General features: G+C 43.1%; 11 protein-coding genes and 3 tRNA genes. 1 reads left to right on the plus strand and 13 read right to left on the minus strand.

Annotated features, from left to right (window positions below):
• Position 1: 1 nt before the first annotated feature.
• From FO447_RS00860 to FO447_RS00905, 10 genes are all read right to left on the minus strand, one after another.
• On the minus strand, positions 2 to 481 hold the full coding sequence (locus FO447_RS00860) for a DUF6452 family protein (protein ID WP_118152946.1): 480 nt from the start codon (positions 479 to 481) through the stop codon (positions 2 to 4).
• Positions 469 to 1,440 carry a glycosyltransferase family 2 protein gene (locus FO447_RS00865; RefSeq protein WP_117691989.1) on the minus strand — a complete coding sequence of 324 codons (972 nt, stop codon included), beginning with the start codon at positions 1,438 to 1,440 and terminating at the stop codon, positions 469 to 471. The genes FO447_RS00860 and FO447_RS00865 overlap by 13 nt, the downstream gene beginning before the upstream one ends.
• 35 nt (positions 1,441 to 1,475) lie before the next feature.
• A complete protein-coding gene (locus FO447_RS00870) occupies positions 1,476 to 2,090 on the minus strand; it encodes a DUF4199 domain-containing protein (protein ID WP_200757273.1) in 615 nt (204 codons plus the stop codon).
• Between the two features lie 208 nt (positions 2,091 to 2,298).
• Positions 2,299 to 2,372: transfer RNA gene (locus FO447_RS00875), tRNA-Thr, on the minus strand.
• 192 nt (positions 2,373 to 2,564) lie between these two features.
• The gene (locus FO447_RS00880) at positions 2,565 to 5,138 is read right to left on the minus strand and encodes an endonuclease MutS2 (protein WP_200757275.1); all 2,574 of its coding nucleotides are present in this window, start codon (positions 5,136 to 5,138) and stop codon (positions 2,565 to 2,567) included.
• 106 nt (positions 5,139 to 5,244) lie between these two features.
• Positions 5,245 to 5,925, minus strand: a complete 681-nt coding sequence (locus FO447_RS00885) for a thiamine phosphate synthase (RefSeq protein ID WP_200757277.1) — start codon at positions 5,923 to 5,925, stop codon at positions 5,245 to 5,247.
• Between the two features lie 41 nt (positions 5,926 to 5,966).
• Entirely contained in the window at positions 5,967 to 6,788 is an 822-nt protein-coding gene (gene thiD / locus FO447_RS00890) for a bifunctional hydroxymethylpyrimidine kinase/phosphomethylpyrimidine kinase (protein WP_200757279.1), read from the minus strand.
• Positions 6,789 to 6,796: 8 nt separating this feature from the next.
• A complete protein-coding gene (locus FO447_RS00895) occupies positions 6,797 to 7,699 on the minus strand; it encodes a radical SAM/SPASM domain-containing protein (protein ID WP_228113804.1) in 903 nt (300 codons plus the stop codon).
• A 181-nt stretch (positions 7,700 to 7,880) separates the two neighbouring features.
• A tRNA-Ser gene (locus FO447_RS00900) sits at positions 7,881 to 7,965 on the minus strand.
• A gap of 333 nt (positions 7,966 to 8,298) precedes the next feature.
• Positions 8,299 to 9,174 (minus strand): FAD-dependent thymidylate synthase, encoded by an 876-nt coding sequence (locus FO447_RS00905; RefSeq protein WP_022121629.1) that lies wholly within the window; start codon positions 9,172 to 9,174, stop codon positions 8,299 to 8,301.
• A gap of 111 nt (positions 9,175 to 9,285) precedes the next feature.
• Here FO447_RS00905 and tsaA point away from each other — a divergent pair, with 111 nt between their 5' ends.
• Positions 9,286 to 9,966, plus strand: a complete 681-nt coding sequence (gene tsaA / locus FO447_RS00910) for a tRNA (N6-threonylcarbamoyladenosine(37)-N6)-methyltransferase TrmO (RefSeq protein WP_006846275.1) — start codon at positions 9,286 to 9,288, stop codon at positions 9,964 to 9,966.
• Between the two features lie 25 nt (positions 9,967 to 9,991).
• On the opposite strand, the gene FO447_RS00915 is transcribed toward tsaA, so the two are convergent.
• The 3 genes from FO447_RS00915 to thiL form a co-directional block, all read right to left on the minus strand.
• On the minus strand, positions 9,992 to 11,395 hold the full coding sequence (locus tag FO447_RS00915) for a glycoside hydrolase family 28 protein (protein WP_200757283.1): 1,404 nt from the start codon (positions 11,393 to 11,395) through the stop codon (positions 9,992 to 9,994).
• A gap of 134 nt (positions 11,396 to 11,529) precedes the next feature.
• Positions 11,530 to 11,602 (minus strand) — tRNA-Phe (locus FO447_RS00920).
• 111 nt (positions 11,603 to 11,713) lie between these two features.
• Positions 11,714 to 12,826: a thiamine-phosphate kinase gene (thiL, locus tag FO447_RS00925; RefSeq protein ID WP_040552461.1), complete on the minus strand. Its 1,113-nt coding sequence runs from the start codon at positions 12,824 to 12,826 to the stop codon at positions 11,714 to 11,716.
• Positions 12,827 to 12,833 lie beyond the last annotated feature (7 nt).

The following is a 12,833-nucleotide window of genomic DNA, read 5'->3' on the forward strand; positions in this document are numbered from 1 at the left end:
ATTAGTTGCGACTGCCAAAATATATGTAGAAATGTGCTTTGGATGCATCATAATTTACCTCTTTTTGATTGATGACTATTGAGTCAATATAATTGTGAGTAGTCTTAACATCGGTTATCGTATGGAAGAACGATGGACTGCAGTCTACCGACTCAAAATGAGAACGGTTTTCCTTTGATACAGTCACGGTGTCCTTGAATACTTGCTTCGATAGGGTATGTATCTCGAAAAACAATACGTCTTCATCCAGGCTGTAACTCATAGGCAGACTGAAACTGTCTACGTTTACATCCTTATTGATCAGCACACTATCTGTTCCTGCTATCTTTTTCGTAGAAATCGTTAGCGTGTCTTTTAGCGTCTTGTTGTCGCCCATCAACTTGTATTTGGTATATACCGTATTGTTGAGTGGGCAGTCGAGAGATGTACATCCCATCATGGCCAGAACCATGAAAACGACGAAAGGTATTATTTTCCGCATCTTATTTCTTTTTCTATTTGATAATCGTTACGGTTTGGGTTCTGGCGGCTGATAAGGTCGCCCAGGAATCCGGCAAGGAACAGCTGGCTACCCAAAACCATCGCTACAAGAGCAATGAAGAAGTAAGGTGAATCGGTAATGAGATGTCCGTAGATGCCGTTGTGCAGGTCGATGGCCTTGTCTATGCCTAAGCCGATGAGCGATAGGAAGGCTATGAAGAATACGACGCTACCCAGGAAGCCGAATACGTGCATTGGCTTTTTGCCAAAATTGCTCAGGAACCAGAGAGTCATCAGGTCAAGATAACCATTTACAAAGCGGTTCCATCCCATAAACTTTGATTTGCCGAACTTTCTTGCCTGATGATGAACAGGCTTTTCGCCTATCTTGGCAAAACCTGCATTCTTGGCTAGATATGGGATATAACGGTGCATCTCACCATATACCTCGATATTCTTAACTACGTCGAGGCGATAAGCTTTCAGACCGCAGTTGAAGTCGTGCAGATTGTGTATGCCGCTTACTTTGCGTGCAGTAGCATTGAAGAGTTTGGTAGGGATGGTCTTGCTCAGAGGATCTCCTTCTTTACGGTTCTGCTTGTAACCTGACACGAGGTCGTATCCCTCTTTCTTAATCATCTGGTAGAGTCCCGGAATCTCGTCTGGAGAATCCTGAAGATCGGCATCCATGGTGATGACAACATCGCCCTGTGCTTCTTTGAAACCACAGAAGAGTGCTGGGCTCTTTCCATAGTTTCTGCGGAATTTGATACCCTTTACTTGCTCATTCTTCTCAGCAAGTTCTTCTATGACGTTCCATGAACGGTCGGTAGAACCGTCGTTCACAAAGATGACTTCATAAGTAAAATCGTTTGAGTCCATTACTCGCTTTATCCAGGCGAAGAGCTCTGGTAACGACTCTTCCTCATTGAAAAGAGGAATTATTACTGAAATATCCATTATCTTGTATTTATCTGTTTGTTTCTTATTTATTGTTATTTTGTATGCTGTTGTTTATCCTTCTTTGCCATTACAGCAGCAATAATCGGACTGAGTACAGCACCTGCTACCAGGTCGGTAATCATAAACATGGAAGCCCAGGCTATCGGTTTCATCATACTGACAGCATCAAGAAGGGCTTTAGATTCCCCTGCAGTTAACTGATACGCTTGTGCTACAATCTGATAGTTGGTTTGCAGTTGGTTCATGAATAGACCCGTATCCATAAAACGGAACCAAAGATATTGCACAAGGGTAATCAGAAGGGTTGCATTGAAGAATGTCTGGATGCAATAGTAGAATGCATGACGGAAAGAGATATGTCCGTCTCTTGCATAGTCACGGAATGCCTTCAGTCGCTTGGCCACAACAAATGGGGTTGCTATGATGAGAATGTTGGAAATGAATCCCAGCATCTGGTATTGCGGGTCTACTGCCAGCATGGTACATACGAAACTGACAATCCAGACAGCTCCGAGGATGGCACCATCTTGCCGGGCGAATGCTTTGGTTTGTCTTATCTTGCCTGTGTCGATGATAATCGTTTTAACCTTATGCATTTGCTGGCTTGTCTTCTTTTCTTCCTGATTCTCGTTATTTTCTGTATTCATTGTTTTTATTGTATTTCTACGGATGTAACATATCAATTTGCAAAAATACAACTTTTTTATTATATAAGGTGTAAAGGGTGGAAATATTTATATATAATTAAAGATAAATCCTCGTGAAATAGAGGTTTCAACTGTAACGTTATGAAATATAGAAGTAAAATGTATGTAAATAAAAAAAAGGAACCTTCTAAAAGAAGATTCCTTTTTGAGCCTCTTGTCGGATTCGAACCAACGACCCCGAGATTACAAATCACGTGCTCTGGCCAACTGAGCTAAAGAGGCGGGTGGACAAGCGATTCATATCGCACCGCTACAACCAAGTACCCTTGCTATGTTCCCATCCTGGGGGATTCCGAGGGAGCTGGTCGTATGAGACTTGTCCGTCTCAATTTTTAAGCGGGTGCAAAGGTACGGTTTTTCTTTGAACCCGCCAAATGTTTTGCCGAAAAACTTCAGTTGTTTAACGTTTGTTTGCTAAAAATCAACTACCGTAATGCCTGATCCGCCAAATTGTACGTGTTCATCTGCATAATGGGTCACATTAGGCACACTACTCAGATATTGGCGAATGAGCTGTCTTAGGATGCCATTTCCCTTTCCGTGAAGGATTCTGACTCTTGGCATTCCTACCAGGATAGCGTCATCGATGAAGTATTGTACTGCATTAAGTGCTTCATCGCCTCGCATTCCGCGAACGTCCAGATCCTGGTGGAAGTTGGATTTATGTGAGTCAATGGTCTTTCTGGTTTCCTTACTGATACCGTATGAAGCCAGATTTTCCTTGCGCTCTTCTGTCTTGTCTGCATTTTCAACAGGAGTTGTGGCATGCTCCAGACGGTTCAGGCGCATCTTGGTTCTCATTCCTCCAAATACGGCAGTTGCTGTATCTCCAGTAATGTTTTCTATCTTTCCGACAGTAGTCAGTCCCTTGATGCGCACCGTATCGCCAATCTGAATATCACGTTTACTATCTGCTTGAGTCTTGTTCTGTGCATTCCTTAGTGCTGCTGCAGCCTTTTCCTGATTCTCTTTCTTTTCAGCCTGGCGCTTGGCATGGCGCTCTTTGCGTTGTTGAATCTGGGCTATCTTGCGGGCAATTTTGTCATCGGTCTCCTTGGTATCAATTTCCTGAACCTCTTGCTTGAAGGTATCAAGTTCCTGACGGATACGGCGGGTTTCTTCTTTTTCAGCCTGGCTTTCTTTGATTTCCCGGATGGCGTTTTCGATTCTCTTGTTACTTTCTTTCAGAAGTTCTGCGGCTTCTTCTTTTGCCTTTTTGAGAATTGCCTTTCTGCTTCGCTCAATATCCTCTATGTCGTTTTCGTACTTGGAGATTGTTTTCTCCATGTCTTTTTCACGCTGATGGATATTCTGGCGTTTGTTTTCCCAATATCGCTTGTCACGAACTATATCCTGAAGATACTTGTCGCTTTGAATGTATTCTGAACCAACGATATCTGATGCTTCCTTGATGACTTCTTCGGGTAATCCTATCTTTCTTGCAATTTCGATAGCGAAAGAAGAACCTGGTCTGCCGATAGCTAATTGGAAGAGGGCTTTCATCTCATGGCGGTCGTAGAGCATGGCACCGTTAACCACTCCTTCATGGCTGTCGGCAAAATGCTTCAGATTCTGATAGTGGGTGGTAATCACACCATAAGCTTGCTGCTTGCAGAACTTGTCGAGTACAGCTTCGGCGATAGCACCACCTATTCCTGGCTCTGTACCTGTACCAAACTCATCTATCAGAATGATGGTCTCGCCATTGGCTGCCTTCATCATATTCTTCATGTTCAGAAGATGAGATGAGTAGGTACTCAAGTCGTTCTCCAGACTCTGTTCGTCACCGATATCAATCATGATGTTTTGGAAAACACCTGTCTTTGAACGCTCACTTACAGGGATGCTCAAACCGCATTGCAGCATATACTGTAATAATCCGACGGTTTTCAGACAGACAGATTTGCCGCCTGCATTTGGACCGGAGATGATAAGAATGCGTTTGTCCTGTGTCAGCATGATGTCCAACGGAACTACTTTCTCGTTTTTCTTCTGTAGAGATAGCTGCAATAATGGGTGTATTGCACGGGTCCAGTCTATGTGTGGGTGGTCTTCTACCTCGGGTTCTATGGCTTTGAAGATTTCTGCCAGTTTTTGCTTGGCTTGTATCAGGTCAATGATGGCAAGGAAACGGTAACTGTCCAGAATTTCCTTGGAGTATGGGCGTACCTTGTTGGTGAAGTCGGTGAGGATGCGAATGATTTCTTTTCTCTCTTCACCCTCCAGTTCACGTACACGGTTGTTCGCCTCTACCACCTCGGTAGGTTCTATAAAGACTGTTTTACCTGTGGCACTCTCATCGTGTACGATACCTTTGATTTTACGCTTAAGAGTAGGGATGACGGGAATAACCAGTCTGCCATCACGCAGGGTAGGGGTAACATCTTTTTCTACGATGCCTTCACTTTGTGCCGAGCGCAATATACTATATAAGGTACGTGAGATGCTGCCCTCTGTCTTTGCCAGTTCTCTGCGAATCTGAAGAAGTTCAGGGGTTGCATTATCTCTTATCTTGCCGAATTTGTCAAGTATCTGGTCGATGCGCTGAATCAGTTGTGGAAAAGTAACTACATCCTGTGAAAGGCGATGTAGGGCTGGGTAGGGATACTTTTTCTCTCTTTTCCATCCGTCTTCCGGCTCGTTATCGTCATCGCTGTGATTCAATATTTTTACCATATCTGCTATGGTAGATAGTGAGCGTCGCAAGTCAAACAGCTCGTCCTCCTCCAGGTGACTGTTTTCTACACGGATACGGAGGATGCTCTCCCTTACATCATAGAAATATTGTAGGGGAAAGTCCTCTACTTCCTCCATCAGTCTGCGGAACTCACGCACCTGCATGAGCCATTCGTTAACTTGTTCTGCATCGCTGCTGAATGCCATCTTGTCTACCTGTTCCTTTCCGAGTGGAGAGAGGCATCTTTCGCGCAGCATCTTGCGGATTTCATTGAATCCTATCTTATTTTCAAAATTATCTGGATATATCATGGGTGCAAAGGTAGTGCAAATCGAAGACAATACAAAATAAAAAAGCATTTTTTTATTTTTATTGTTGAGATTCGGCCTGTCTTATTAGAAAGTAGTGTATTTCCCTCTACCAAATATTTGAACTGTTAAGCGTATTCTGGGCATTTCCGGGGGCAAGTTTCTGCTTAATTACGGCAAGATATTCCGTCCATTTTGCATCAGTTCTTCTGTTCCAGATGTCGCCTAAAAAAGCAGCTCCGCCAAAGTTCCATGCTCTCAATTGTGGAATATATTCAGGGGTGACACCTCCTAATGCAACTACTCGCTCATTGATGATTCCATTGATGCCTGCTTCCTCTAAGTCTTTGTTAGAGAAGGAATGCTTGTAGCCTTTCTTTGAAATGCTGTCAAAGATTGGACTGAGGAAAACATAATGGCAGGCAGGTTTGAAAATCGCGCTCTTTTCGTCTTTGTTCTTGGGTGATATAGTCTGGAGAGCTTGTTCTACTTCCTTAAAACTATGGCAGGATTGTGAGATGCTTCCTTGAAAGCCTTCTGGAATCTCGTGGTTTCTTCTGTTAAGGTGAATACCATGAAGATGAAATTCCTGGCAAAGTTCGAAGTGATCGTGTACTACGATCTTTTTATGCCATTTCTTGTCGATTTCCTGTATCAGTCGCTTACATTCCTCTATATTTGATTCTGGTTTGCGCAGATGTAGCAGGTCTATACCTGCTTTAAAGAGTTGGTTGATATAGGTTGATTCATTCTCTATAAAATCGGGCAGAGTGATTACTATCCATTTCATATTCGTTGTGATTTTATTTCTTTATATAAAGGTGTTGGCTGTTATTTGATAAACAGTGCGTTGGGTTCATAGAAATGATTCACCGGACCGTGACCTTTTCCTATCTGCACATCTTTTCCTGCCAGAATTGCGCCTGAAAGATAGGTCTTTGCCATGGTGATAGCTGTATTCATATCCATTTCTCTTGCCAGATAAGAAGTGATGGCTGAGGATAGGGTACAACCTGTACCATGGGTATTGCGGGTGTTTACGCTAATGCCTCGATAACTGGTAATAGGCTTTCCGTCTTCGAAGAGGTAATCAATCTTTTCTGCTCCCTGGAAATGGCCGCCTTTGATGAGTACATATTTACAGCCTAACTTACTGATGGCTAAAGCTGCGTTCTGGATGTCTTCCTTATTCTGTATCTTCATTCCTGCCAGTATCTCTGCTTCCGGGATGTTAGGTGTTAGCAGGGTAGCTAGTGGTAATAACTCCTGTATGAAAATGCTGAGAGCGTCCTCCTGCATGAGTCTGCAACCACTGGTGGAAACCATCACGGGGTCAATGATGAGATGCTGGTATTCCCCTTGGTATCTTTTCAGGGCTTCAGCAATAGCCTGGATCGTGGAACGGTTGTTAACCATACCTACTTTGATGGCATCTGGGTGGATGTCGTTCATCACAGCTTCTATCTGGCCCTTTACTATTTCGGGGTTGATGTCTTGGATGGCATAAACTCCCAGGGTGTTCTGTACGGTAATGGCTGTAATGGCCGATGCGGCATATACGCCTAGTGCTGACATTGTCTTGATGTCAGCTTGTACGCCGGCTCCTCCGCAACTGTCAGAGCCGGCTATTGTCATTGCTGTATAATATTTCATAATTCCTATTAACTTCTTGCTTTTCCTCTAAAACTGTTTCTTACCAGGGCTGATTCACAGGTCTCACAGAGATGTTCTGTGGCTTGATGGTGCTTGAAACCTTCTATCATGGCTTGGGCACGGGGTGAAGCCAGAATTTCTTCCAACGATTGTTCAAGCAGGTTCCCAAGTGCAACATCTCCGTTGTGGTCCAAACAGCAGGGTACCAATGTTCCGTCTGCCAATACGCCTATCTGTTTGAGTAGGGCTTTACAGAAAACTTCTCTTTTTTCTTCTCTGATACCTGATTTCTGATTTCCTTTTATCATTTCCTTTTCTTCGATATGGTTATCAAAGTTGGGCCATTCGAATTTCCTGTCAAACTCCAGATAGAGATTATTGGCAAGTCTGTAACCGTCAGGTCGTTCTTTCCAGGGTTTGGGAACAAATTTTTCGATGTGCTCCATTACTTCTTCATTTTCCCGGTCTTTTCCTCCTTGGTTCCAAAGTCTGAGAACTATGCAGGTTCCTTTCTCTGCTGCTTGGGTTGAAAAAGTCATCACCTCGTTCATGTAACTGGCAAGCTCTCCCTTGGCATTACTCTCGTGTGAGTGGAGCGAGAGCTGTATTTTGTGGGGAAGTGTGTCAAGGAGATCCATAGCTTTGGGTAGCAGAGTGCCGTTGGATGTAAGTACGGTTTTGAAACCTTTCTCTCTTGCCATATTGATAAACTCGGGTAGAAGAGGGTGTAGTAGGGGTTCGCCCATAATGTGGAAATATAGGAAACAGACCTTCCCGCGTATCTTGTCGGTGAGCAGGTCGAATTCCTCAGCACTCAACTGTCTTTTCTTCCTTGTATGTTTTGGACAGAAGTGGCAGTTGAGATTACATGTATTAGTGATTTCTATGTAACAGCGATCTATCATTGTCATGTTTTTTCTTGCATATAGCTTACTTTTTAGCAAAGTTACATGTTTTCTTTGATATGACCAAATAATATAGCATAATTTTGCATTTGAAGTCTTCTTGTCATGGATAGTGAATGAATATGAAGAAAATATACAAATACGGAAATAAAAAAAGCCTTCTGAAATTTCTTTCAGAAGGCTCTTGCGGAGAGAGAGGGATTCGAACCCCCGGTACCTCTCGGTACGACGGTTTTCAAGACCGTTGTAATCGACCACTCTACCATCTCTCCATTGTTTTAGTCTGGATGACTATAGCTTGGTTTTCTTAAGCGGTTGCAAAGGTACTACTAATTTCTGGTTCCACCAAATTTTTTGCCAACTTTTTTTTGTTTTTCTTCAAAAAAATGCGTTTTGGGGGCTAATAAGTGGCAAAATCGGCAAAAAATAGAGAGGTAAGGCTGAAAAAGACAATAAAAAAGGGCTACCGCCGTAGCCCCAATCTTGATAACCTTAAATCTAATACTATGAAAAACACACTGCAAAAATACAAAATATATCTATTCGTTATGTCAAAAGAATAGAAAATCTGTATTTTGAAAGGGTGCTTTAATATTTTTTAAACCTTATAGGTAACCTTTCTGCTTAAACTCTTCCATCAGTGGCAAGGCTAAAATCTTGGCATCAGGATGTGGTGCACCGGTAGTACCTAATGCGCGAAGGTCGAAGAAATGTTTCCAGTCACTCACGAAAGCGGTATGAACCAGTTCTGTGTTGCAGTCCAATGGTAGGATGGCTCGTGCTTCCTGTGGTTTGCAACCTGCCTCTATCAGTTTCATGTAGGCATATTCGGCAGCCTGATTGGCGAATATCCAAGTAGTGAGTTTACTCCATTCAGCTGTTCTTCCTTCTGCAATGTCAGCACACATATCTTCTATTCGGTAGTCGCTGGGATCTTGTGAACCATCGAAGCCTTCTGCTTCTACCCATGTAGGCAGGTTGATGGTAATCTCGTTATCAAACTTATTCTTCGAATAGTTGCAGTATCGGGTACTCTGCTCTGCCATAGAGTTGGCACGATGACGGTTATATTCTCGGGTTATGGAAATCTGAGTAGTAAAATGAACGGTAATACGGAGTTCGTGCTTACCTTCTTCATAGTTGCTGAGGTATTTCAAATCATCCATCGCCTTGTTTTCTGCCAATACTCGGAGATTGGTTGTAATATAGTCTTTGCCGTCTAAAGTTTTCAGACGTGAGAACTTGTTGTGGGTATAAAGCGGCAACTCTCCATGTTTGCATACCAGATACACGGTTCCATGTTCCAGCATGGCAAAGTGTTCACTCTGCACCATCCGATCCACGAAAGGTTTGGCAGAATTCACAGTGGTATTATTCTCACTTTTATAGCATACTCTTCCTGCTCGTTCTATCTGCTGGTAGATACCGAGCTCACCTGGTTTCTGTAACCAGATTTCATACGATGGTCTTTGTATTTTCATTTCTTTTTGTTTTTTGTTCTGTCTGCAAAGGTACATTATTTTGTGCATACGGCAAAATAATTCATGCCTTTTTTCGTCTTATATATAATTAAGGTGTAATAATTAGTAAATATGGAGATAAAACCAATAGCATATTTTCGTTCTCCCTTCAGTAGCAAGTTTGGTATCCCCAAACAGGCTGGATTGGTAGCAGAACTGGAAGGACAGATTGTTTTTGAACCCGAATTTCGTAACCCTGATGCGCTGCGTGGCATGGAGGGCTTTGATTATCTTTGGCTGATTTGGGAATTTTCTGCCAATAGGCACAAAGCGCACAGTCCGGTTGTTCGTCCTCCTGTGTTGGGAGGCAATGAGAAAGTGGGTGTCTTTGCCACTCGAAGTCCTTTCCGCCCCAATAATATAGGTCTTTCATCGGTAAAAATTTCTCATATCGAATGGGAGACTCCTCATGGTCCTGTCATTCATGTTAAGGGAGCTGATCTTATGGACAAAACACCGATATTTGACATCAAGCCTTATGTTGTTTATGCCGATTCTCATCCTGGGGCAAGGAGCGGTTTTGTTGATGACCGCAAATGGCAGAAACTTGATGTAGAGATTTCTGAAGATGTAGACAGACATCTGCGTCTGCAGGGATTGAATGCAGAAAAGATTGAAATATTGAAAGAAGTACTTGCCCAAGATCCCCGTCCGCATTACCAGAAAGACCCTCATAAGGTCTATGGAATGCCTTATGAGGGTCTTGATATTCATTTCACGGTTTGCGATCATACGCTTACTGTTGTCAAGTAGAGTTCTTGAATGTTGAGTAGAAAATTTACTTTGCGAAACTTTCAAAACGTACGTTTTCCAACAGAATTTTGCAGGCAGCATCGATATTCTTGGCTTCCTTGGTGTAGAAGATATTGGAGTTCTTGATGGTGATATCGTGTACCATACCTTCTGCACCATGTGCTTCAATACCTGTTTCGCAACCTCGTACGTAGATGTTGCTCATGTGGATGTCCTGAAAGTTTGGCAGAAATTCCTGTTTTACGGGAGTTGTCTGCTTCTGGGCACCTACATGGTTGTCAAAATAAGTGGTCTCAAAGGTGATGGCTGCATCCTTGATATCGGTCATGTAGATATGGTCGATATAGATGTTCTCTGATGTTCCACCTCTCTTCACTGCACTTTTAAAGCGTAAACCGGTATCTGTTCCCTGGAAAGTATTGTTGCGAACAACAATATTCTTCATGCCGCCAGAGAACTCGCTGCCGATAACAAAACCTCCATGGGCATGGTATACGGTGTTGTCCTGGATATTAATGTTTTCACAAGGACCTGCTGCCACACCTGCTGCGCCTGCGCCACCCTTCATGCAGATACCATCATCACCGGCATCAATCACATTGTTTACGATGAGTACATCCTTACAGCTTGAGATGTCAATCGCATCACCGTTCTGGGCATTCCAAGGACATTTTACGGTGATTCCGTCGATAATCACATTCTTGCATCGGGTAGGGATGATGTGAAACTTAGGGCTGTTCAGAAGTGTAACACCCTGTACGAGTACATTCTCGCAACTGGTGAATCTTATCATGTGTGTTCGGGTTTTCTCCTGTGTATCCATATTCTCTGCCACGTTAGGTTGATGTTTCAGATTGAATGGATACCAGATGTCACCCTTCTCATTCAGTGTTCCGCCCATAGCCTGGAATTCTTTCCATTCTACGTCACTAACCTTGCTCCGCTTTACCGGTCTCCACCATTCTCCGTTTCCGTCAATGGTGCCCTCGCCTGTGATAGAGATGTTCTTTCTCTTGCTGGCATTGATGGCAGGAGTTGCACGGTTTTCTTTCTTTCCCGTAGTCTCGTCTATCTTGAAGTGATCATTCTTGTCTTCTGAAAGAACGATGATGGCATTCTTTTCCAGATGCAGGTCAATATTGTCCTTCAGTGAGATGAGACCGGTGAGGTAGATACCTGCAGGCACATTAAGATGACCGCCGCCCATCTTGTTCAGTTTGCTGATGGCTTTGGCAAATGCCTGGGTATTCATGGTGAGTCCGTCACCATTACCGCCACATTCTAAGATACTGACATGATTGTCTGGGATGCTAGGCAATGTTGGTTGCTGCATCTGAACTGGTAAGTTCTGATAATACTTACTGTAATCTTTTGCATTGGCTGTAACAAATGAGAAACAGACCAATAAAGCTATTAAAATCTTCTTCATAAGCTTTTTAAGTTTAGTTTGTTTAATAAATTCTATACTTTGTCTTGTTTGTAATATCTGTTACCTTAAGGTGTGGATATAAAAAAAAGACGGCCCTAACCACAGTTAGTAACCGCCTTTTATGAAAGGAGGAGTGGTACCACCAGGAATCGAACCGGGGACACAAGGATTTTCAGTCCTTTGCTCTACCAACTGAGCTATGGCACCATCTTGCTTTTTGCGGTTGCAAAGGTACAATAAATATTTTAATTGAGCAAGAGAAAACGAAATATTTTCTCTTGCTTAATGTTTATTAACTAAATATCCCCTTGCTTGAAATTAATCTTTCAGCGGATTCCAACCTTGTGCTTTCAGTTCAAATTCCTGTCCGTCTCTGGTAATGAGGAACTTGCCCAGATTTTCTTTGGTGATGTAGCCAATCTGCCTTACACCCTCCATAGTCTCAATCTTCTCGTGGTCACCGATAGGTACGGTAAAGAGAAGTTCATAATCTTCGCCACCATTCATAGCACAGGTGGTAAGGTTCATATTGAATTCTTCTGCCTGCACGGCTGTCTGGTAGTCGATAGGTATGTTCTTCTCATATACTCTGCATCCGCAATGACTCTGTTCGCAGATATGCATCAATTCACTGCTCAGACCATCGCTCACATCCATCATGGCGGTAGGACGGATACCTGCCTCACGCAGTTGTGCTATCACATCTCCGCGTGCCTCAGGCTGCAGTTGTCTTTCCAAGAGATATTCCTTGCCGGCGAAATCTGGCTGGAAGTTGCGCATATTCTCTAAGTCTCTGTTCAGAAGAGCCAGTTTCTCGTTATCACCATTTGCTTTAGCCTCAGCCATCTTCTTTCGGATATCTTCTATCTGTCCGTAGTATACAGCCTTTTCGCGTTCTAGCAGTTGAAGTCCCATATAGGCACCGCCCAAGTCGCCCGACACACAGATCAGGTCTGTTTCCTTGGCTCCGTTGCGGTATACGATTTCTTCTTTTGCTGCTTCTCCGATACAAGTAATACTGATGGCTAAACCGGTGAGAGAAGAGGTAGTATCACCTCCCACGATATCTACTCCCCATTTGTCGCATGCCATTCGAAGACCCTTATAGAATTCATCAATGTCTTCTACTTTGAATCGTTTACTCAATGCTATGCTTACTACCATCTGACGTGGGGTTCCGTTCATAGCAAAGATATCACTGATGTTTACCATTGCACTCTTGTAACCCAAGTGAACCATGTCAATATAGGTAAGGTCGAAATGTACGCCCTCCATCAGCATATCTGTGGTCATGAGCACCTCCTTGTCTGGATAATGCATCACGGCACAATCGTCGCCTACACCATAAACTGTAGACTCGTTTTTCTTTTCATAACCTTTGGTGAGATGGTTTATAAGACCGAATTCACCCAACTTTGAGATATCCAAAATAAATAAT

Origin of the sequence: Segatella copri (assembly GCF_015074785.1) — a bacterium.
Lineage (GTDB): Bacteria > Bacteroidota > Bacteroidia > Bacteroidales > Bacteroidaceae > Prevotella.